The following is a 20,513-nucleotide window of genomic DNA, read 5'->3' on the forward strand; positions in this document are numbered from 1 at the left end:
TCGCGGGGTGGCGTCCTTCTCGTTCGGCGCGGGGAATCTGAGCAAGCTCGTCCGCATCCCGCTCTATCTCGCAGGGCGTCTCGCGACCCTCGTCATTCCGAGATCGCGCGACGAATGGGTCTTCGGGTGCGCCGTGGGCGTCGCCGACGGAGCGCTCGCCCTGTGGGAGGTCGCCGCAGCCGACGGGCGCCCCGCGGTGTGGCTGGTCTCCGACGACGCGCAGGCGCGGGATGCGGCGGCACGCGGCATCCCGCACGTGCCGACCTCCTCGCTGCGCGGGTTCTGGCGCACGGCCCGTGCGCGCGTCGTCGTCGTGACGCACGGCTTCGGCGATGCCAACCGGTATGCGCAGGCGGGGGCGTTCATCGTGCAGCTCTGGCACGGCATCCCCCTCAAGCGCATCGGACTCGATTCGCCGGAGACCACCCGCGCGCCCGCGGTGCTGCGCCGGATGCCGGGGGTCTCACGCCTCCTCGGCATCCTGTACCGCCGCGCCACGAGCCGCATCTCGGTGCTGCCGGCGGCGTCCCACCTCGTGCGGGGGCGGCTCGAGTCCGCCTTCGCTCTCGGCGACGCGCGCGTCCCGGTGACCGGCGAGCCCCGCGTCGACGTGCTGTCGCGGGGGTCGGCAGCGCAGCGCCGCTCCGCGGCCCGCGCCGCGATCGCCGCGGCCGTGGGCGAGATCGGCGTGGACACCCGCCTGGTGCTCTATGCGCCGACGTGGCGCGACGGGGAGCCCGATCCCGCTGTTCCGTCGGCGACGGAGTGGGAGACGATCATCGATGTGCTCGATCAGCGCGACGCCGTTCTCCTCGTCCGCTCGCACCACCTCGGTGCGGGCGACTACGTGCCGCCGCGACGCACCGCACGGGTCCGTGCGCTCGGCAGCGCGGTCGTCGCCGACGTCACACCGCTGCTGCCCGGGCTGGACGCCCTCGTGACCGACTACTCCTCGCTCGCCTTCGATGCATCCCTCGTGCCGCTGCCCGTCGTCTTCCTCGCGCCGGATGTCGCCGAGTACGGCGCGCGTCGCGGTTTCTACGGCCGGTTCGAGGATGTCGCCGGCGACGATGCGGCGCTCTCCTGGACGGATGCCGCGGCGCAGCTGGACGCCCTCCTCGGCGACGAGACCGTCCTCCTCGAACGAGTGAACCGCGCGCGACGTCTGGATGAACGCGTGCATGCCTTCCGCGACGGGGGCAACACCGTCCGGGTGTACCGTGCGATCCTGGCAGGGCTCGGCGATCCGTCTGACGGAATCGATGCCCGTGCGAGGATGGACGCCCCGAAGTGATGAAGGAAGACGCATGATCGACGCCCGGTTCGCCGCCGAGGACGGTGCCCGCCTTCTCCTCTCCGGGGAAGGTCCGCGACCCTCTTCCGTCGAGCTCGTGGGTCCACGCGCGCGTGTCACGGCGTCGCTCACCGGCCGAGGCAAGACCTGGAAGGCCGTCCTGCCGCTGCGTGCCGCGCGCTGGGGAGGCCCGGAGCTTCCGCTTCCCACCGGAACGTACGACGTGCGCATCGTCCCGGCCGAAGGCGCCGATCCCCTCGGGAGACCCGTCGACGTGCCTCTCGCGCAGCTCGGCACCCTTCGCGCGTCGCTCGAGGACGGCACGCTGAGGATCGGACCGCCGATCGATCCGGCCTACGACTCCGGTGAGGGACAGGACGCCCTCGAGCGCCGATACGCGACCCGTCCGGGCGGACTCGAGAACGCCGTGTTCTTCGAGAGCTTCTACGGACGCAACGCGAGCTGCAACCCCCTCGCGATCGACCGGGAGCTCGCACGGCGTGCGCCCGGGATCACGCGCTACTGGAGCGTCGTCGATCTCTCGGTGCAGGTGCCCGAAGGTGCGATCCCGGTCGTCGAAGGCAGCCCCGACTGGTGGCGGGCCCGCGGATCGTCGCGCCTGCTCGTCGTCAACGACTGGCTGCGACGCCGCTTCGTGCGTCGCCGAGGCCAGGTCGTGCTGCAGACCTGGCACGGCACGCCGCTGAAGCGTCTCGCGCTGCACCGTCCCGGCTTCGATCTCCGCCGGACGGCGGCGGTCGTGAAGGAGTCGCTGCGCTGGAACATCCTCCTCGCTCAGAACCCGTACGCGGAGCGCATTCTGGGCAAGGCATACGCGTTCCTCCGCCGCCCCATCTGGGTCGAGGGGTATCCGCGCAACGACGTCCTGACGACGGGCGATGGCTCCCCGACGCGGGCCGCCCTCGGCATCCGTCCCGACGAGCGCGTGCTGCTCTACGCCCCGACGTGGCGTGACGACCGCTCCGAGATGGTCGACTTCGTCGATCCGGCCGCCCTCGCGGCCGCCACCGACTCCGTGGTCCTCGTGCGCGGGCACTCGCGCACGCTGCAGCCGGGACGGGATGCCTCCGGCCCTCGGGTCGTGGACGTCACGGGATTCCCCGACACGTCGAGGCTCCTGCTGGTGGCCGACGCGCTCATCACCGACTACTCGTCCGTCATGTTCGACTTCAGCGTCACCGGCAAGCCGATGTACTTCCTCGTGCCCGACCTCGAGCACTACCGGGGCGAGCTGCGCGGCTTCTACTTCGATCTGCCCGCGCACGCCCCGGGCCCCGTCGTGCACTCGCAGGACGAGCTCGTGCACGCCGTCACGGCGGCCGACGCGGCGGCGTACGCGGAGAAGTACGCGCAGTGGCGGGCGAAGTTCAACGCGCGCGACGACGGCAACGCCGCCGACCGCGTCGTGTCGCGCATCATCGACCAGAGGCTCATCGAGCCCTGATCACGTCGGCCTACGGCAGCGGTGTGTTGCGGTCGCCGAGCCGCGACGTGTCGACGGTGTCGTGCGCTCCGGCCGCGACCCCGGCGAGGAACCCCGCGCCCCACGACAGATGCATCGTGGGCAGCACCGCGGCCGTCCACAGCTTGTCGCGCCAGCCCGAGCCGCCGCGCAGCAGCGCCCACGCGACGATCAGCACGACGTACGCGGCGACCGGGAGGTAGACGACGGATGCCGCGACGGCCCACCCGCCGGCGAGCAGGCCGGTCGCCTGCAGCACCGCGACCACGACGCTGAGCGCGATCGTCAGCAGGAGCAGCGGGGGAGCGAAGAAGCGCACCGAGTTCCCCCGACCGAATCGACGCACGAGCTCGCCGCGCCACCGTCCGGTCGCGCGGAACTGCCGGGCCAGCCGCTGCCAGCTCTCGCGTGGCCAGTACGTGACCGACAGGGCCGGATCGAACCAGACCCGATAGCCGGCCCGACGGATGCGGTAGTTGAGCTCCCAGTCCTCACCGCGTCGGATGGACTCGTCGAACATGCCGACCTCGTCGAGCACGGCGCGGCGGAACACGCCGAGGTACGCCGACTCCGCCTCGCCCTCCTGCGTGCCGCCGTGGTAGGCGCCGCCGCCGAGGCCGACGGGGGAGTTGTAGGCGCGGGCCACGGCGCGCTGGAAGGGCGCGCGGCCGTCGGCGCGCATGACGCCCCCCACGTTCGCGGCCCGCGTGCGGGCGAGCGTCGCGATCGCATCGGCCGTGTACCCCGGCTCGAGCTCGGAGTGCGCGTCGACGCGGACGATGGTCGGATAGCGGCCGGCGCGTATCGCGAGATTGAGTCCGACGGGGATGTCGGCCGCGGGATTGTCGACCAGCACGACGCGGGGATCGCGGGCGGCGAGCTCGTGGGCGAGCTCCGTGGTGCCGTCGGTGGAGGGGCCGAGGGCGAGGATCAGCTCGCCGGGTCCGTCGAACTCCTGGGCCAGGACGGTCTCGACGGCGCGCTCCAGATAGGCCCGCTCGTTGAGCACGGGCATGACGAACGTGACGCCGGCGCCCGGGGCGACCTCGGGCGCATCTCTGCGACCGAGGGCGACGACATGCACTGCACGATCATGTCATGCGCACCCCTCGCTACGCTGAGTGGGTGGGAATCGTCTCGGATGGGCGCAAGGCCGTCGCCCTGCTGCGCAAGGCCGTCGTCAGCCGCTCGGCGGTGCGGTCTGTGAGGCGCTCGCTGGCGGCGCTGCCGGAGCCGAAGGAGCATCACTTCCGCGTCGCCGTCTACTTCGCCGACGGTGCGGTCAACATGTACCAGATGCGGCAGTGGTACAAGCCGTTGGCGGAGCTGGAGAAGCACTGGCCGGTGGTCATCCTCAGCCGTGCTGCCACGGGAGCGCAGGCACTCGTCGCCGAGTCTCCCGTGCCCGTCGCCTTCGTCCCCACGGTGCGCGACCTGGAACGCTACATCGCCCGTCAGGACATCCGCGTCGTCCTGTACGTCAATCAGAACACACGCAACTTCCAGATGTTCCGCTACGGCCGGCGATGGCATGTGTTCATCAACCACGGCGAGTCGGACAAGATGTACATGACGACGAACCAGTTCAAGGCCTACGACTACGCGTTCGTCGCCGGCGATGCCGCGCGGGAGCGTCTGTCGCGCGTGCTGTGGGACTACGACCTCGAGGCCCGCACGATCGAGATCGGCCGACCGCAGGCAGACCACTACTCCGGGGTGCTGCCCTACACGCCGGATGAGCGCACGGTCGTGCTGTATGCGCCGACGTGGGAGGGCGATCGTCCTTCCGCCCACTACGGGTCGATCGCGACCCACGGGGAGGCCCTCGTCGCCGCGCTCCTGGCGACCGGCCGGCACCGAGTGGTCTACCGGCCGCATCCGCGCTCCGGAGTCGTCGACGCCGAGTACGGCGCGGCGAACCGGCGCATCATCGCGTCGCTGGCGGCCGCGAACGCCGCCGATCCCACGGCGCAGCACGTCTTCGACGACGGCCCCGATCTCGGCTGGCAGCTCGCAGCGGCCGACGTCGCGATCGTCGACATCTCGGCCATGGTCTACGACCGCCTCGCGGCCGACAAGCCGCTGATGATCACGCGACCCGTCGACCCGGAGGCCGTCATCGACCTCCACGGCTATCTGTCGGCCTGCGAGTGGCTGGATGCCGCCGCCGCACCGTCCGTCGTCGCCGAGACCGATCGCGTGCTCGGCGACCCCGAGTCGGTCGCCCGGCTCGAGGAATGGGTGCGCCGCTACTTCGGCGACACGCGCCCGGGCGCCGCGACCGAGCGGTTCCACGGCGCGATCCGACGTCTCATGGACCAGTGGGACGAGTGGCACACCCGCACGACCGACGAGCCCGACGATGACGAGCACGACCCCGAAGAGGCCGAGCTCGACGACTGAGCGCCGAAGTCAGGCCGTCGTGCGCAGGCTGGTCGTCGAGGGCTGGCCGACGAGTCGGCCGATGGCCCGGAGCGGGATGGCGACCCACGTCGGGCGGTTGCGCGCCTCGTAGATCGCCTCGTAGACCGCCTTGTCGAGCTCGAGGGCGGCCAGCAGCGTGCGCTCCAGTGCGAGATCGACGTCGGCCACCTGCGCGTAGCCGTCGAGGAAGGCCTGCCGCGCGGCGCGCGCCCACGCCAGCATGCCCTCGGGCGACCGATCGGGCTGGTCGAGTCGGATCGACCCGGCGACGTAGTCGAAGGAGCGGAGCATGCCGGCGACATCGCGCAGCGCCAGGTCGGGGCTCCGTCGCTCCGCCATGGGCCGCAGCGGTTCCCCCTCGAAATCGAGGAGCATCCAGCCGTGTTCGGGGGAGCCCAGCACCTGCCCGAGGTGGTAGTCGCCGTGGATGCGCTGGAGGGGCGGCCACGCCGCATCCAGCGCCCGCTCGTAGACCGCTTCGATCGCTTCTCGCCGCTCGGCGATCGCGGGGACTTCGGCCTCGGCGATCGCCAGGCGTCGCAGCCATGTCGCCGACATCGCGTCGCGCACATCGGGGCCGCTGGGGACGGTGGGGAACAGCTCGGCCAGGTCGAGGTGCACGTCCGCCGTGGCTGCACCGAGGTCGCGGGCTCGCACGGTGAAGTCCTCGCCGGCTGCCGCTGCACGCAGCGCGACGCGCCAGGCGTCGTCGACGTCGGGCAGGAACTCCTGCGCGAAGGCGAGCGAGCCGGTCACCGTACCGCGCGTCGCGGTGTCGGGCCAGGTGCCCTCCACCGAGCCGATCGCGCGCGGAACGTGCGGCGATCCGTGGTTCGCGAGCGCCGTCTGCAGCTCGATGTCGGGGTTCAGTCCCGCGTGGAGCTGCCGGAACACCTTGCAGATGACCGGCACCGCGCCGTCGGCGGACTCGTAGATGATCGAGGTGTTCGACTGCTCGCCGGCGAGCACACGCGACCGGCGTCCGGCGCCGGACAGCCCGGGCGCGGTCGTCGTTCCCGTGATCACCGTGCCGGGACCGCGCCCGTCGCCGCCCTCGGTCACCAGCTGCAGCAGGGCACCGGCGTAGGCGGGGTCGTGGGGTCCGTCGATGAAGGTGGTGCCCGGCTCCGGGCTGCCGATGACATGGTCGGGCGAGGCCTCGACGGCAGCGGTCGCCCGCGCGACCACGGGAAGCTGGTAGAGCACCGGAGGAAGGGAGCCCTCGTCCGACACCAGGAAGGTGCGCACGGTGGCGCCGGGGTCGGTGGGGAGGTCCCACCAGGCGATGAGGCGAAGGCTCGGCGGCCTGCCCTTCGCGGCGTACCACCGTTGCCGCGGCATCCAGGCCGCCAGGCACGCCAGCGTGCTATCCATACATGCGAGGTTATGCCCCCCGGCACGGAGTGTCGAGGATTGTTGCAAGCGCTTGCACCGCCGTGTCGGTTCCGCGCAGGTCTACGGGCCTCGCGCGGAGCGACGCGGTCTGCCACCATTCGGTCATGGACGAGCTCGCGTCGTGGACACGGACCACCTCGACCTTCGACGGCGAGACCCGCGAGGTCTATCGCAAGGGATCGGGGACCGGGGTCATCGTCCTGCACGAGATGCCGGGTCTGAGCGCCGATGTGGTCGCCTTCGCCGAGCAGATCGTGGCACGCGGCCACACCGTCCTGCTTCCCCGACTGTTCGGCCAGCTCGACGGCTTCCCCCTCGCGACGGCGGGCGAGGATCTCCGACGCTTCTGCATCCGACGCGAGTTCGCGGTGTTCGCACGGGGGCGCACGAGCCCGATCGTGGTGTGGCTGCGCGCTCTCGCGCGCGCACTCCATGACGAACAGCCCCGCAGTCCGGGTGTCGGAGTGGTGGGCATGTGCTTCACGGGCGGGTTCGCCCTCGCGATGCTCGCCGATCACACGGTCATCGCGCCCGTGCTCGCCGAACCGTCGCTGCCGTTCCCGGTGGGCGTCCTGCCCGGCCGCGCGGCCGCACGGGGCGCGGATCTCGGGCTGAGCCCGGACGACCTGGCGGCGGCGCGGGATTCGTCGTGCGAGGTCCTCGGGCTCCGATTCCGGAAGGACTGGATGTCGGGAACCCGCTTCGCCGCCCTCGAACGCGAACTCGGCGATCGCTTCGTCGGCGTCGAGTTCGAGGGCCCCGGCCACTCCGTTCTGACCCGGGACCGGCGCGGTTCCGGTGTGCGCGACGTCCTGGACTTCCTCGATGCGAAGCTCGACGGGCGGGATCCGGCGCCGATCGAGCGGGACGCCGCGCGAGAGGCGGCCGCCGTGGCCGAGCTCTCGGCGTTCCCCGTCGTGGAGGCCGTCGTGACGCGGCAGGGGGACGAGCTCGAGGTGATCGTGGATCGTCCGCTGACCGACGACGAGTTCACGCGACTCGGCATCGTCGCGCACGACAGGCTCGGCGTCAGGCCGGACGTGCGGCTGCGGCGCTGAGGAGCCGCGCTAGAGGTCCTCGCCCGTTTCGTGCGCTTCGACGATCTCGATCGCCGGGGGGACCGGGATGACGATCGACTCGATCGCTGCTCCGGAACCGCCGAGGAGGTCCACCGAGCCGGAGTCCACCGGCGCGGCATCCACCAGCTTCTCCGCGGCGCTCTCCGGACGGTCGGGCTCGGAGGGGAGCCCTGCCCACTCGGACGGCTCCTCCGGTCGCTGCATGAACAGACCCATGCCTCGATCCTCGCACGGATGGCCGGAGCTCTCGGCGAGGATCGGATGCCTCAGTCGTCGCCGAGATCGTCGCCCGACGCGACGACGTCGGTCGTGGCCGTGCTCTTCTTCGGTCCGCGTGTGATCGCCTTGCGGCCGACGGAGCCCACGGCGGTCGCGCCCTTCGTGACGCCGCCGGCGATGGCGTCGCCCGCACGTCGGATGCCCCGGACGGCCGAGTGCTCCAGGCGTCGGGCTCCGGGTCGCGGCTCGATGTCGGCGGGGACCGTCGCGGGAGGCAGACCGAACGCGCGGCGCGAGTTGACGAGCACCCGGCGTCCGAGGATGTGGTTGCCGGCCCCGCCGACCGCGGCGCCGATGCCGAACGGCAGCGCCTTGCCGATCACCGAGGCGCTGCCCTTGGCCGCGAACTGCCGCACGAATGAACTCTTCAGCCGGTCGACGAGCGGACCCATCGCCGCGCGGGGGAGCGTCTTGGTGATGAGCTCGCCCCAGTACTTGTCGCGGCCCGGCCCTCGACCGGCGACCTGCCGTGCGAGCTGCGACACGAGGTCGACGCCCTCCTTGCCGAGCATGAGGGTCAGGACGAGAGCGCGGGCACGGTCGGGGTCGGAGACCGCGATTCCGTGCACTTCCGCGACGGACTGCGCGAAGAGCGTGGTCGCCTCGAGGAATCCGACGGTCTCCACTCCGCTGAGCGCGAGCGTCACCCCGGTGCCGATGCCGGGAACGACCGCCGTGGCGCCGACGGCCGCGCCACCGGTGGTGACGGCGGCCAGATAGCGCCGCTCCAGGTAGCCGATGATCTGCGTGGTGGACGCATTCGGATGCCGGAGGCGGATGCTGCGCAGATGCGCGAGGACGGCCGGCCGCTGGATCGCGAGGACGCGGTCGAGCGCCCGGATGGCGCGCGGATGCTCCTCCGATCCGACAGGCGGGATGCCGCTCGCCCACGGGGCGTCGTCGGGAAGGGAGTGGATGCGGTGCACCTTCTCTGCCATCAGGCCGATCCTAGGAGCGTGCGCTGGCAGAGTGCTGGAAGCCGTCCCGACGAATCGGACCGGGTGCGCAGGCGGTGCCTGAGCGGTCAGACGAAGAGGTTGGCGCGCTCGAGGTCTTCGGCGAAGTCGACCTCGACGGCGTACAGGTCGCTGATGTCGAGCGGCGCGAGAAGAACGCCGTCCTCGGCGATCGCGAGCTCGAGACCGCGCTCGAAGTAGTCCTGGTCCTCGACGCGCTGGAGCTGGCGGATGAACGCCTTCTTGTCGCTGCTCGAGATGTAGTTGATGCCGACGGCCTCGCCGATGCCGCCCTTGACGGTCTTGGAGAGCTCCTTGATGAAGCCTTCGGCGTCGACGGTGTACTTGACCTCTTCGTCGCTGACCTTGGACGTGTTGACCGTCACGAACGACTGGTCGGCCTCGATCAGGGCGATGGCGCGGCCGAGGACGCGCGGGTCGAAGACCACGTCGCCGTTCATCCACAGCACGCCGCCCTTGCCGGTGGCGTTGAGCGCGCGCAGGAGGCTCTTGGAGGTGTTCGTCTGGTCGTACACGTCGTTGTAGACGTAGGAGACCGAGGGGAAGGCCTCGACGATGGTCTCGGCCTTGTAGCCGACGACGGTCGTGATGCGAGCCGACGAGCCGAAGGCGGCACGGATGTTGTCGTGCTGCTGCTGCATGATGCTGCGGCCGTCGTTGAGCTCGGTCAGCGGCTTCGGCAGGCTGCGGCCGAGTCGCGAGCCCATGCCGGCCGCGAGGATGACAGTCTGAATGGTCAAAGTTCGCTCCTGGAGTGTGAGGTTCATGGTCGGTTCACCGACACGACACTCCTTTGTGCCTTCTCGATGGTAGCGATGGCACCTGGGAACGTGCAGAATGCCGGGGCCCCGTTGTCGTTTCGTGACAATTTCCTCATCCGCTCCTCATGCGTGACGCGGCGTCATCGATGAGGTCCATGTCAGGTTCGGTTGATACCTTGGGTCGGTGACAGCCTCTCTCCCGGTGCCACACGACGACTATTCGGAAGATCCGGACGCCGCCGTGTCCGAAGCTCTGGACGAGGACTCTCCCATCACTGACGCCCAGCCCGTTCCGCGCCCGCCGCGCACGCCCGCCGTCGCCGCCCGCAAGGCGGGTTCCGACGGCGTCACGGCCGCGAAGCCGAAGCCTCGCCGCCCCGCCGCGAAGCCCCGCGCCAAGGCTCCCGTCACCCCCGCGCCCGTGGTGGATCCGGGACCCCCGCCGCCGCTTCCGGCTGATCTCGTCGACGCGCTCGTGATTCCTCCGAAGCCGCCGCTTCCCGTTCCCCTCACCGCGGACGATGACGCGGCGGACGAGCCTGTGGTCGACGCCGCCCCCGTCGCCGACGCGGAGCCGGTGGTCGACGCGGAGCCGGTGGTCGACGCGGAGCCCGTCGTCGACGCGGAGCCTGTGGTTGACGCGGAGCCCGTCGTCGACGCGGAGCCTGTGGTTGACGCCGACCCCGTCGTCGACGCAGAGCCGGTGGTCGACGAGACGCCTGCTGAGGCGCTCATCGACGCGCCGGAGACGGACGACCCCCGGGAGGCGACGCCCGTCGACGACGCGCCGTCGCCGGATGCTGATCCCGTCGACGCGCTGCTCGAGATCATCGAGCCCGTCGCCGGCGATCTCCCTGACTCCTTCGCGACCCCGGGCGTGGAGGCCGGCGTCGCGGCGCTGTCGCTGCGCGGCATCCGCAAGTCGTTCGGGGCGACCCGTGCCGTGGACGACATCGACCTCACGGTTCCGGCCGGCACGTTCTACGGCCTGGTCGGCCCGAACGGCGCGGGCAAGACCACGACGCTCTCGATGATCGCGGGCCTGCTGCGCCCCGATCGCGGCTCGCTCGTCGTCGGCGGCGTGGACGCCACGGCTCACCCGGTCGAGGCCAAGAAGCTCATGGGTGTGCTGCCCGACCGCCTGCGCACGTTCGATCGGCTCACCGGCCGGCAGCTCCTCTACTACTACGGCGTCCTGCGAGGTCTCAAGCCCGCCGTGGTCGAGAGTCGCACAGCGGATCTGGCACGGGCCTTCGACCTGACCGACGCGCTCGGCCGTGTCGTCTCCGACTACTCCGCCGGCATGGCGAAGAAGGTCATGCTCGCCGGGGCGATGATCCATTCGCCGCGACTCCTCGTGCTCGATGAGCCGTTCGAGTCCGTCGACCCCGTCTCCAGCGCGATCATCCTCGACATCCTGTCCGCGTACGTGGCCCACGGGGGCACGGTGATCCTGTCGAGCCACGGAATGGAGCTGGTGGAGCGCGTCTGCTCGCGGGTCGCTGTGCTCGTCGCCGGCCAGGTGCTCGCCGAGGGCACGGTGGCCGAGGTGCGCGGCGAGCTGACCCTCGAGCAGCGCTTCATCGAACTCGCCGGCGGTCTCAGCGACGTGGAGGGCCTGGAGTGGCTGCACACGTTCTCCGACTGAGGATCGCCCTCCTCCTCGGAGCGTTCCGCGGCACCCCCGCGCAGATCACGCGATCCGCGGTCTCGCTCGCGGTCGTCATCGTCGCCGTCGCGGTCGCATCGTGGGCACTGCTCACGCTCCGGGATGCTCCGATCGACGTCGTCCTGACGGTGACCGTGCTCGGCGGCTCGGCCGTGACGCTCGGCTTCCTCCTCGCGCCGCTCATCGGCGGCGCCACCGATCAGCTCGATCCGCGCCGCTTCGCCGTGCTGGGTCTTCCTCCGGTACGACTCGCGGTGATCCTCGCGGTCGCCGGCCTGATCAGCGTCCCCGTTCTGGCGCTCCTCGCGATCTCGATCGTCGCCGCCGTCGTGTGGGTCGCGCACGGGGTGGCAGCCCCGGTCGCCATCCTGGGCGTCGTCCTCGGTGTGCTCACGTGCGCGCTCGTCGCGCGGGTCTGCATGGCACTGACGGCGCTGTTCCTGCGCGAGCGGCGCTCTCGGGAGCTCTCCGGACTCTTCGTGCTCGCGCTCCTGGTAGTAGTCGTGCCAGTCGGCGTCTTCCTCGCCTCACTCGAATGGCGAGGCAGCGTGCCGACGCAGCTGGAAGAGGCCGTCGACATCGTCGGGGTCACCCCGCTCGGTGCGGCATGGGGCTATCCCGGGTTCGCCGCGGCCGACGACTCCGCGACGTGGGTCGCCCTCGCGGTCGCCGTCGTGACGCTCGGAGTGCTCGCCGCCGGATGGCTGTGGCTCGTGCGCCATGCGCTGTCGACCACCGAGCGGCCGGTGACGGTGCGCGAGCGCGGCGGGCTCGGATGGTTCGCGGTCGCCCCGGGAACCGCGACCGGCGGCATCGCCGCCCGCAGCCTCGTCTACTGGCTCCGCGACGCGCGCTACCTCGTGAACATGGCGGTGATCCCCGTCGCCGCGCTGCTGACGATGGTGCCGCTGCTCATCGCGGGCGTGCCGCTGGCCTACGCGGCCCTCCTTCCCGCGCCGTTCATCGCGCTCTTCCTCGGCTGGCTGCCGCACAACGACATCGCATACGACTCGACCGCGATCTGGATGCACATCGCGAGCGGCGTGCGCGGCATCGCCGATCGCCTCGGTCGCCTCGTCCCGGTGCTTCTCATCGGCATCCCGCTGCTGGCCCTCGCGATCCCGATCTCGCTGTCGGTGCACGGGCGGTGGGCGGTGCTCCCGGCGATGATCGGCGTGTGCGCGTCCCTGTTCCTCTGCGGTCTGGGGCTCTCGAGCATCGCGTCCGCCGTCGCCCCCTACGCCGTGTCGCGTCCGGGGGAGAGCCCTTTCCAGCAGCCTCAGCGCACCGGCTCGGCGGGCGGCATCTCGCAGGGCCTCGTCATCGTCGGGTCCGTCGTGCTGAGCGGCCCCGCCCTGTGGTGGGCCTGGCTGTCACTCAGTGACGGGGTGGCGTACGCCGACATCGCGCTGTGGGCCGGCCTCGCCACGGGTCTCGTCGTCCTCGCGGTCGGCGTGGTGCTGGGCGCGGTGGCCTTCGAGCGGCGCAGCGGCCGGATCATGGAGTTCGCGGAGTCCACGTGAGGGATGCCGCGGCGACCGTCGCCCGGCCTCCGTGCCCACCAGCCGGGATACACTGACTGACCATGAGTACCCCTCTCGACAGCCCCGACCAGGGCGGCCTCGCCACCCTCGACCGCGAGCTCGAAGAACTGCTCAAGGAAGAGCACTTCGAACCCGGTGACCACGAGCGCTTCTCGCACTACGTGAAGAAGGACAAGATCCTCGAGTCGGCCATCTCGGGCAAGCCCGTCCGCGCCCTGTGCGGCAAGAAATGGACGCCGGGCCGCGACCCTGAGAAGTTCCCGGTGTGCCCGACGTGCAAGGAGATCTACGAGTCGCTCATCAAGTAGCGGCCGTGATCACGTCGCCCTGATCAGCCGATCGCGTCGATGTAGACCGTGGGGATCGCCGGATCCGATCGGCTGAGAGCGAGTCCCTGCACGGGAAGCTCCTCGCGCACCCGAGCGTGGTGGGCCCGCGCCGCGGACACCCCGGCCGGTCCTTCGTACGCGGAGTCGATCTCGCCGTTCACCACGAGCGCCGCCTGGAGCGGGCGCGCGTCCGCGTGCTCGGCGGGGGAGTCGACCGCCTCGAAGCCGTCCGACACCGCGATGACCTCGCGCGTGGCCGTTCCTCGATCCAGTGTGCGGAATGCCGCTTTGCGCCCGCCCGTCGACCCCTTGTCGGTGGACGCCTTCGCCACCGCGACCCAGGCGCCTGCGGCATCCTGCCGGGCGACGAGCTTGTAGACCATTCCCGCCGTCGGGGTGCCCGAGCCCGTGACCACCGACGTACCCACTCCGTAGGCGTCGACGGGCGACGCCGCCAGAGCCGCGATCGCGTATTCATCGAGGTCGCTCGTCACGGTGATCCGCGTGCCCGTGGCGCCGAGCTCGTCGAGCTGCGCCCGCACTTCCGCCGCGACCGTCGGCAGGTCGCCGGAATCGATGCGCACACCGCCGAGCGCGGTGCCGGCGACGCGGATCGCCGTCTCGACACCCGTGCGGATGTCGTAGGTGTCGACCAGCAGTGTCGTCTCGGTGCCCAGTGCGCGCACCTGCGCGCGGAACGCGTCCTCCTCCGTCTCGTGGAGCAGAGTCCACGAGTGCGCCGCGGTGCCCATCGTGGGGATCCCCCACGTGCGACCGGCCTCGAGGTTCGACGTCGCCCCGAACCCGACGATGTGAGCGGCGCGGGCGGCGGCGACCGCAGACCGCTCCCCGGCGCGTCGCGAGCCCATCTCGGCGAGCGGCCGGTCTCCGGCCGCGATCGCCATGCGGGCGGCGGCCGTGGCGACGGCGGAGTCGTGGTTCAGGATGCTGAGGGCGATCGTCTCCAGGATGACCCCCTCGGCGAAGGTGCTCTCGACGGTGAGGACGGGGGAGCCGGGGAAGTACAGCTCGCCTTCGCGGTAGCCGGTGATGGACCCCGTGAACCGATAGCCCGCGAGCCAGTCGAGGGTCTCGGCATCCACCACCCGCTCGTCGCGCAGGTACCGCAGCTCGTCGTCATCGAAGCGGAAGTCGCGGATCGCCTGCAGGAGCCGTCCCGTGCCCGCGACGACGCCGAAGCGACGCCCCGCCGAGAGGCGTCGGCCGAACAGCTCGAACACGCACGGACGGTCGGCCGTGCCGTCGCGCAGAGCCGCGTCGATCATCGTGAGCTCGTACCGGTCGGTCAGCAGGGCGGTGGAGGCGCTCATGCGGCAAGCGTACTGAAGCGCTGGCGTAGGCTGGATCATCGTGAATGACGCGCCGATCGGCATCTTCGACTCCGGGGTCGGCGGACTCACGGTGGCCCGTGCGATCTCGGCCCAGCTGCCGAGTGAATCGCTGATCTACATCGGCGACACCGCGCACTCGCCGTACGGCCCCAAGCCCATCGCCGACGTGCGCCGATACTCGCTCGAGGTTCTCGACACGCTCGTCGACGAGGGCGTGAAGATGCTCGTGATCGCCTGCAACACGGCCTCCGCCGCGATGCTCCGCGATGCGCGCGAGCGCTACGACGTGCCGGTGGTCGAGGTGATCGGACCCGCGGTCCGCACCGCGGTCTCGACGACCCGCAACGGGCGCGTGGGGGTCATCGGCACGGTGGGCACGATCGGATCGGGTGTCTATCAGGACATGCTCGGCGTCGACGAGCGGCTGACGGTGCTCGCGCAGGCGTGCCCGCGGTTCGTCGAGTTCGTCGAGGCAGGGGTGACCGGCTCGCGCGAGGTGCTCGAGGTCGCCGAGGAGTACCTCGCACCGCTGCGAGAGGCGGGCGTCGACACGCTCGTGCTGGGGTGCACGCACTACCCGTTCCTCGAAGGCGCCATCAGCTACGTCATGGGTCCGGATGTCTCGCTCGTCTCGAGCGACACCGAGACCGCGAAGGACGTCTACCGTCAGCTCGTCTCCCGCGATCTGCTCGCGGGTCCGGATGCCGAGCCCCGTCACGTCTACGAAGCCACCGGCGACTCCGCCGACGAGTTCCTCCGCCTCGCACATCGTCTGATGGGACGCGAGGTGAGCTCCGTGCGCCTCGTGCAGACCGGAGCCATCGACCTCCTGAAGGGAAACGCATGACCGACATCATCCGCGCAGACGGACGCACCCCGGCCCAGCTCCGTGAGATCACGATCGAGAGGGGTTGGAGCGCGCACGCCGAGGGCTCGGCGCTCGTGTCGTTCGGCGGGACGAAGGTGCTGTGCACGGCGTCGTTCACGAACGGCGTGCCCCGGTGGCTGACCGGCAAGGGCAAGGGCTGGGTGACGGCCGAGTACGCGATGCTGCCGCGAGCGACGAACTCCCGCAACGACCGCGAGTCGGTCAAGGGCCGGATCGGCGGTCGCACGCACGAGATCTCGCGTCTGATCGGTCGCGCGCTCCGCGCCGTGGTCGACACGAAGGCGCTCGGCGAGAACACGATCGTGATCGACTGCGACGTCCTGCAGGCCGACGGCGGGACGCGCACGGCCGCGATCACCGGCGCGTACGTCGCGCTGGCCGACGCGATCGAGTGGGGCCGGGCGAAGAAGTTCATCTCGCAGAAGGCGACGCCCCTCATCGACTCGGTCGCCGCGGTCTCCGTGGGGATCATCGACGGCGAGCCGATGCTCGACCTCGCGTACGTCGAGGACGTGCGCGCCGAGACCGACATGAACATCGTCGTCACCGGGCGGGGACTGTTCGTCGAGGTGCAGGGCACCGCCGAGGGCGCCCCGTTCGACAAGCGCGAACTCGACGCGCTGCTGGAGCTCGGCGTCGACGGCTGCGCCGACCTGCGCGACCTCCAGCTGGCCGCCCTCGCGGCGGAGTGACGTGGCCCTTCCACAGACTGAGGGACCGAAGCGGATCGTCCTCGCGACGCACAACGCGCACAAGGTCGAGGAGTTCGCCGCGATCGTCGCCGCCACGCGTCCCGACCTCGAGGTGATCGGATACGACGGTCCCGAGCCCGTCGAGGACGGAGTGACCTTCGCCGAGAACGCGCTCATCAAGGCGCGGGCCGCTGCGGCGCATACGGGTCTTCCCGCGTTGGCCGACGACTCCGGCATCTGCGTCGACGCGCTCGGCGGTGCGCCGGGAGCGTTCTCCGCGTACTGGGCGGGCCATGCGAAGGATGCCGGCGCCAACCTGCGACTGCTGCTGGACCAGCTCTCCGACATCCGCGATCCCCGCCGCACGGCGCAGTTCGTCTCCACGATCGCACTCGTCGTGCCCGGTCCTTCGACGAGCTCAGCGACCGAGGACGGCTCAGGCGCCGTCGAGCACGTCGTGGAGGGTGTGTGGCCCGGACGGCTCGCCCGCGAGGCATCCGGATCCGGGGGATTCGGGTACGACCCCGTCTTCATCCCCGACGGGTCGCAGCGCAGCGTCGGGGAGTGGTCCGCCGAGGAGAAGAACGCCGTGTCGCACCGTGCCCGCGCCTTCCGCGCGCTGGTACCGCTGCTCGAAGAGCTCTGAGAACGGTCCTCATTCCCGACTGCGCCGAATCACCCGGTCGCGGCGGGCGACCGGCCTAGCCTGAGGACATGCACGATCACGCCCCGACCGGCATCCGAGGAGCCAGCAATCGCCGCCTCCTCGCGGTGTCGCTCGCGATCACGACGACGGTCATGCTCGTGCAGGTCGTCGGGGCGATCCTCTCCGGGTCGCTCGCGCTCCTGGCCGATGCGGCGCACATGTTCACGGATGCCGCGGCGCTCGTCATCGCCCTCATCGCGAGCATCGTCGCCGCGCGTCCCGCGAACGACCGGCGCACGTTCGGCTATCGCCGCGCGGAGGTGTTCGGCGCGCTGCTGAACAGCGTCATCCTCATCGGACTGTCGGTGTGGATCGCCGTCGAAGCCGTGCGCCGACTGCTGTCGGATGCCGACACCGAGATCGCCGGCGGCCTCATGCTCGTCGTGGCGATCGTCGGCCTCCTCGCCAATGCCGTCGCGCTGTGGCTGCTGAGCGCCGCGCAGCGCACGAGCATCAATGTGCGCGGTGCGTACCTCGAGGTCCTCGGCGACCTGCTCGGATCCGCCGCCGTCATCGTGGCGGCCGTCATCATCCTCACCACCGGGTGGGCGCCGGCCGATGCGATCGCGTCGCTCGTGATCGCCGCGATGATCGTCCCGCGTGCGATCGGTCTGCTGCGCGAAGTGATGTCGGTGCTGAGCGAAGCCACGCCCGACGGCGTCGAGGTGCGCACGATCCGCGAGCACATCCTCGGCGCTCCCGGCGTCGCCGACGTGCACGACATCCACGTCTGGCAGCTGACGCGCGGAGCGCCGGTGTTCACGGCGCACGTCGTCGTCGACGCGGAGGTGTTCGCTGCGGGGCGGGCGGGCGAGGTCCTGCAGAGCCTGCAGGGATGCCTGGCCGACCACTTCGACGTCGAGCATTCGACCTTCCAGCTGGAGCCGGCGGGCCACGTCGAGCACGACGCGCACACCTGATCAGGATTCGCGCACGACCTCGTCGGGGGACTTGTCGGGCCGGAGACCACGCCAGCGGGAGTGTCGGAGGATGCCGCCCGGCGTGAACTCGCCGAACTCGACCTCACCGACGAGTTCGGGGCGCACCCACAGCGCATCCCGGGCATCGGCGGCGGGGACGCCGATCAGGGGGGTCTCATCGGTGCGGAGCGGCTCGAGCATCCGGAGCAGCTTCGCGAGCGTCGCGTCGCTGAACCCGGTGCCGACCCGGCCGGCGTACTGCAGACCGTCCGCCCCGGGGATGCCGAGCAGCAGAGAGCCGAACGTCGTGCTCCGGTCGCCCTTGCCCGGCCGGATGCCGGCGATCACGACCTCCTGCGTGCGCGTGATCTTCACCTTCAGCCACGCCTCGGAGCGCGCGCCGCCGCGATAGGGCGATCGGGGGTCCTTCACGACGACGCCCTCGAGCCGCAGCTCGTCGCTGGCGGCGAGGGCCGCATCGATGTCGTCGAAGACGGGCGGCACCGTGACGGCCGACGCCGTCGACGGCGACAGCTCGTCGAGGACCGACCGCCGCTCCCGCAGCGGCAGCGTCATGAGATCGCGTCCGTGCGCAGACAGCACGTCGAACAGGTAGTACCGCACGGGGATGCGGCGAGCCTCCCGGGCGATGTCGCCGGCACGCTCGAGGTTCATCCGGTTCTGCAGGAGCGGGAAGCTCGGCCGCCCGTCGGCCTCGAGCGCGACGATCTCGCCGTCGACGATCATCGGATCCTCGCCGAGGCCGATGTCGAGCCCCGTCAGCTCGGGGTAGCGGTGGGTCATCTCGTTGCCGCTGCGGGCGTAGAGGCGCAGGCGCCGCCCGTCCCACACGCCGATCGCACGGATGCCGTCCCACTTGATCTCCACCCACGGCTCCCCATCGGGATCCCAGCGGGATGCGGCGTCGCGCGCGAGCCCGGGTGTGGACGACGTCGCGAGCATCGGCTCCGGGCGCGGGAGGGCTTCGGACGGCGATGTCCCGTCATCGCTGATGAACTTCTCGCTCACACGCCGTGCGGGTGAATCGTCGAGGGCGTGTGAACGCGAACTCACATGGCGAAAACCGGTTGTCACTTCTTCCGCGCGCGCGGACTCCGTCCTGGCCGGGGGCTCCGCATCGTGCGCGCGCTGCCGTTCGCCCGGCATCGCCGGCGGCTCGACCTCTTCGCCCTGCCGGCTCGGGCGCACCGGCGTCCCCGACGGCTGCGGCTCGCCGCCGGCATCCGTCTTCATGCGGTGCAGCAGCCAGCTCGACTTCTCGCCGGCGCCCTCCGTGCGGATGAGGGCGAGCCGCACGCGTCCGAGCGGCCCGCCCGGCCGGCCCTCGAGCGTCGCGATGATCTCGTCGTCGCGCCACTTCTCGAGGTCGTAGCGGCCGTCGTCCCAGATCGTGACGGACCCGGCGCCGTACTGCCCCTCCGGGATCGTGCCCTCGAACGTGCCGTAGTCGAGCGGGTGGTCCTCCGTCATGATCGCGAGGCTGTTGCGTGTGTGCGTGTCGGGGACGCCCCGCGGAACCGCCCAGCTCACGAGCACGCCGTCGCGCTCGAGGCGGAAGTCCCAGTGGAGGCGCGAGGCGTGGTGCTCCTGGATCACGAAGCGCGGCCGTTCGCCATGCGGCGTCGCCCCGAGCGGGTTGCGGGGAACGGGCTCGGGAGTGAGGCCCGCGGTGCGCTTCGCGATGTACGTCGACAGGGGTCCGGTCTCGGCCTCGCGTCCCCCCGCGTGGTAGCCCAGGGCCGCCATCGGATCGCCCAGGCTCGACATCCGATCGAGCACCTCTTCGAACGACAGGTGCCGGATGCCCGGATCGTCGAGCTCCTCCCAGAGCCGGGGCGCAGCGACCGTGGGCTGCGCGCGACCGCGCAGCGAATACGGCGCGATCGTCGTCTTGGCACCGTTGTTCTGGCTCCAGTCGATGAGCACCTTGCCCGGACGGTCCGACTTCTTCATGCTGCTGACGACGAGATCGGGATGATCCGCCTCGATCGCCCGCGCGAGCTCGTGCGCGAGAGCAGACGCCGCCTCGGTCGTCTGCCCGGGCGGAAGCGCCGCGTACAGATGGATGCCCTTGCTTCCGCTGGTCACCGGATACGGCTGGAGCCCCATCCCGGTGAGGATCGATCGGGCCCAGCCGGCGACGACCGCGCACTCGGCCAGACCGCTTCCGGGACCCGGGTCGAGGTCGAGCACGAGGCGATCAGCGGGTCCGCGCGACCCGTCGGGGGCGAACCGCCACTGCGGCACGTGGAGCTCGAGACTGGCGACCTGGGCGAGGTAGACGAGCGTGGGGACATCGCCGACCAGCGGATAGTCCTTCGCACCGCCGGAGTGCTCGATCGGCATCCGCCTCACCCACGACGGCGCGCCGCGCTCGAGATCCTTCGCGAAGAACACGGGCTCGGGTTGCGCTTCGGTGCCGACGCCCTCGACCCAGCGCTTGCGGGTCACCGGGCGTCCGACGACATGCGGGATGAGGAGAGGGGCGATGCGGGTGTAGTAGTCGATCACCTCGCCCTTGGTCGTTCCCGTCTCGGGGTAGAGCACCTTCTCGAGGTTGGTGACGCGCAGCCGTCGACCGTCGATGCGCACGTGCTGCTCGGCAGCTCCTGGCGACGTCCCCCTCGGCATGTGCCTATCCTGCCGCGTGACACGCCGCGGGAGGTGAGGCTAGCCGTGACCGGTGTGACAGGTGTTCA

The 20,513-nt window shown here is 71.0% G+C and carries 18 protein-coding genes; 11 read left to right on the forward strand and 7 right to left on the reverse strand.

Features of this window, described 5'->3' with window-relative positions; translation table 11 throughout:
* Window positions 1-7: 7 nt before the first annotated feature.
* Both B0B14_RS04725 and B0B14_RS04730 read left to right on the forward strand, forming a co-directional pair.
* Window positions 8-1,294, forward strand: a complete 1,287-nt coding sequence (locus B0B14_RS04725) for a CDP-glycerol glycerophosphotransferase family protein (RefSeq protein ID WP_076680329.1) — start codon at window positions 8-10, stop codon at window positions 1,292-1,294.
* A 13-nt stretch (window positions 1,295-1,307) separates the two neighbouring features.
* Window positions 1,308-2,759, forward strand: coding sequence for a CDP-glycerol glycerophosphotransferase family protein (locus B0B14_RS04730; RefSeq protein WP_076680330.1), 1,452 nt, complete (start codon window positions 1,308-1,310; stop codon window positions 2,757-2,759).
* Between the two features lie 10 nt (window positions 2,760-2,769).
* Here the strand turns inward: B0B14_RS04730 and B0B14_RS04735 are convergent, their stop codons facing one another.
* On the reverse strand, window positions 2,770-3,792 hold the full coding sequence (locus B0B14_RS04735; protein WP_076681277.1) for a glycosyltransferase family 2 protein: 1,023 nt from the start codon (window positions 3,790-3,792) through the stop codon (window positions 2,770-2,772).
* A 110-nt stretch (window positions 3,793-3,902) separates the two neighbouring features.
* Here B0B14_RS04735 and B0B14_RS04740 point away from each other — a divergent pair, with 110 nt between their 5' ends.
* Complete coding sequence (locus tag B0B14_RS04740) at window positions 3,903-5,180, forward strand: CDP-glycerol glycerophosphotransferase family protein (protein ID WP_076681278.1); 1,278 nt, start codon at window positions 3,903-3,905, stop codon at window positions 5,178-5,180.
* 9 nt (window positions 5,181-5,189) lie between these two features.
* Here B0B14_RS04740 and B0B14_RS04745 read toward each other — a convergent pair whose 3' ends face one another.
* Window positions 5,190-6,575, reverse strand: coding sequence for a maltokinase N-terminal cap-like domain-containing protein (locus tag B0B14_RS04745; protein WP_076680331.1), 1,386 nt, complete (start codon window positions 6,573-6,575; stop codon window positions 5,190-5,192).
* 125 nt (window positions 6,576-6,700) lie between these two features.
* Here B0B14_RS04745 and B0B14_RS04750 point away from each other — a divergent pair, with 125 nt between their 5' ends.
* Complete coding sequence (locus B0B14_RS04750) at window positions 6,701-7,654, forward strand: dienelactone hydrolase family protein (RefSeq protein WP_076680332.1); 954 nt, start codon at window positions 6,701-6,703, stop codon at window positions 7,652-7,654.
* Between the two features lie 9 nt (window positions 7,655-7,663).
* Here the strand turns inward: B0B14_RS04750 and B0B14_RS04755 are convergent, their stop codons facing one another.
* The 3 genes from B0B14_RS04755 to B0B14_RS04765 all read right to left on the reverse strand — a co-directional run bounded on the left by B0B14_RS04755 (window position 7,664) and on the right by B0B14_RS04765 (window position 9,671).
* On the reverse strand, window positions 7,664-7,891 hold the full coding sequence (locus B0B14_RS04755; protein ID WP_076680333.1) for a hypothetical protein: 228 nt from the start codon (window positions 7,889-7,891) through the stop codon (window positions 7,664-7,666).
* 50 nt (window positions 7,892-7,941) lie between these two features.
* Window positions 7,942-8,892, reverse strand: coding sequence for a hypothetical protein (locus B0B14_RS04760; protein ID WP_076680334.1), 951 nt, complete (start codon window positions 8,890-8,892; stop codon window positions 7,942-7,944).
* 86 nt (window positions 8,893-8,978) lie between these two features.
* Window positions 8,979-9,671 (reverse strand): phosphocholine cytidylyltransferase family protein, encoded by a 693-nt coding sequence (locus tag B0B14_RS04765; protein WP_076680335.1) that lies wholly within the window; start codon window positions 9,669-9,671, stop codon window positions 8,979-8,981.
* A 262-nt stretch (window positions 9,672-9,933) separates the two neighbouring features.
* On the opposite strand from B0B14_RS04765, the gene B0B14_RS16890 reads away from it, so the two are divergent.
* The 3 genes from B0B14_RS16890 (at window position 9,934) to B0B14_RS04780 (ending at window position 13,213) form a co-directional block, all read left to right on the forward strand.
* Window positions 9,934-11,340, forward strand: a complete 1,407-nt coding sequence (locus B0B14_RS16890; RefSeq protein ID WP_306169497.1) for an ABC transporter ATP-binding protein — start codon at window positions 9,934-9,936, stop codon at window positions 11,338-11,340.
* Complete coding sequence (locus tag B0B14_RS04775) at window positions 11,316-12,884, forward strand: hypothetical protein (protein ID WP_076680336.1); 1,569 nt, start codon at window positions 11,316-11,318, stop codon at window positions 12,882-12,884. The genes B0B14_RS16890 and B0B14_RS04775 overlap by 25 nt, the downstream gene beginning before the upstream one ends.
* Window positions 12,885-12,946: 62 nt before the next feature.
* Window positions 12,947-13,213 carry a DUF3039 domain-containing protein gene (locus tag B0B14_RS04780; protein WP_076680337.1) on the forward strand — a complete coding sequence of 89 codons (267 nt, stop codon included), beginning with the start codon at window positions 12,947-12,949 and terminating at the stop codon, window positions 13,211-13,213.
* 23 nt (window positions 13,214-13,236) lie between these two features.
* Here the strand turns inward: B0B14_RS04780 and B0B14_RS04785 are convergent, their stop codons facing one another.
* The gene (locus B0B14_RS04785) at window positions 13,237-14,565 is read right to left on the reverse strand and encodes a nicotinate phosphoribosyltransferase (protein ID WP_076680338.1); all 1,329 of its coding nucleotides are present in this window, start codon (window positions 14,563-14,565) and stop codon (window positions 13,237-13,239) included.
* A gap of 40 nt (window positions 14,566-14,605) precedes the next feature.
* On the opposite strand from B0B14_RS04785, the gene murI reads away from it, so the two are divergent.
* The 4 genes from murI to B0B14_RS04805 all read left to right on the forward strand — a co-directional run bounded on the left by murI (window position 14,606) and on the right by B0B14_RS04805 (window position 17,793).
* The gene (gene murI / locus B0B14_RS04790) at window positions 14,606-15,433 is read left to right on the forward strand and encodes a glutamate racemase (RefSeq protein WP_076680339.1); all 828 of its coding nucleotides are present in this window, start codon (window positions 14,606-14,608) and stop codon (window positions 15,431-15,433) included.
* Complete coding sequence (gene rph, locus B0B14_RS04795; RefSeq protein WP_076680340.1) at window positions 15,430-16,167, forward strand: ribonuclease PH; 738 nt, start codon at window positions 15,430-15,432, stop codon at window positions 16,165-16,167. Before murI ends, rph begins: the two co-directional genes overlap by 4 nt.
* Window position 16,168: 1 nt before the next feature.
* The gene (gene rdgB, locus B0B14_RS04800) at window positions 16,169-16,813 is read left to right on the forward strand and encodes an RdgB/HAM1 family non-canonical purine NTP pyrophosphatase (RefSeq protein WP_076680341.1); all 645 of its coding nucleotides are present in this window, start codon (window positions 16,169-16,171) and stop codon (window positions 16,811-16,813) included.
* 68 nt (window positions 16,814-16,881) lie between these two features.
* Window positions 16,882-17,793, forward strand: coding sequence for a cation diffusion facilitator family transporter (locus B0B14_RS04805; RefSeq protein ID WP_076680342.1), 912 nt, complete (start codon window positions 16,882-16,884; stop codon window positions 17,791-17,793).
* On the opposite strand, the gene B0B14_RS04810 is transcribed toward B0B14_RS04805, so the two are convergent.
* Complete coding sequence (locus B0B14_RS04810) at window positions 17,794-20,445, reverse strand: ATP-dependent DNA ligase (RefSeq protein WP_083710333.1); 2,652 nt, start codon at window positions 20,443-20,445, stop codon at window positions 17,794-17,796.
* Window positions 20,446-20,513: the final 68 nt, after the last annotated feature.

This window comes from Microbacterium sp. RU33B (assembly GCF_900155915.1).
In the GTDB taxonomy this organism is placed as follows: domain Bacteria; phylum Actinomycetota; class Actinomycetes; order Actinomycetales; family Microbacteriaceae; genus Microbacterium.

Excerpts from the sequence above, each read along its gene's own strand:
- B0B14_RS04805 (WP_076680342.1), top strand. The coding sequence starts at position 16,882 with ATGCACGATCACGCCCCGACCGGCATCCGAGGAGCCAGCAATCGCCGC.
- B0B14_RS04745 (WP_076680331.1), bottom strand. The coding sequence starts at position 6,575 with ATGGATAGCACGCTGGCGTGCCTGGCGGCCTGGATGCCGCGGCAACGG.
- B0B14_RS04755 (WP_076680333.1), bottom strand. The coding sequence starts at position 7,891 with ATGGGTCTGTTCATGCAGCGACCGGAGGAGCCGTCCGAGTGGGCAGGG.
- B0B14_RS04735 (WP_076681277.1), bottom strand. The coding sequence starts at position 3,792 with ATGCCCGTGCTCAACGAGCGGGCCTATCTGGAGCGCGCCGTCGAGACC.
- B0B14_RS04760 (WP_076680334.1), bottom strand. The coding sequence starts at position 8,892 with ATGGCAGAGAAGGTGCACCGCATCCACTCCCTTCCCGACGACGCCCCG.
- B0B14_RS04730 (WP_076680330.1), top strand. The coding sequence starts at position 1,308 with ATGATCGACGCCCGGTTCGCCGCCGAGGACGGTGCCCGCCTTCTCCTC.
- B0B14_RS04780 (WP_076680337.1), top strand. The coding sequence starts at position 12,947 with ATGAGTACCCCTCTCGACAGCCCCGACCAGGGCGGCCTCGCCACCCTC.
- B0B14_RS04785 (WP_076680338.1), bottom strand. The coding sequence starts at position 14,565 with ATGAGCGCCTCCACCGCCCTGCTGACCGACCGGTACGAGCTCACGATG.
- B0B14_RS04810 (WP_083710333.1), bottom strand. The coding sequence starts at position 20,445 with ATGCCGAGGGGGACGTCGCCAGGAGCTGCCGAGCAGCACGTGCGCATC.
- rph (WP_076680340.1), top strand. The coding sequence starts at position 15,430 with ATGACCGACATCATCCGCGCAGACGGACGCACCCCGGCCCAGCTCCGT.
- B0B14_RS04750 (WP_076680332.1), top strand. The coding sequence starts at position 6,701 with ATGGACGAGCTCGCGTCGTGGACACGGACCACCTCGACCTTCGACGGC.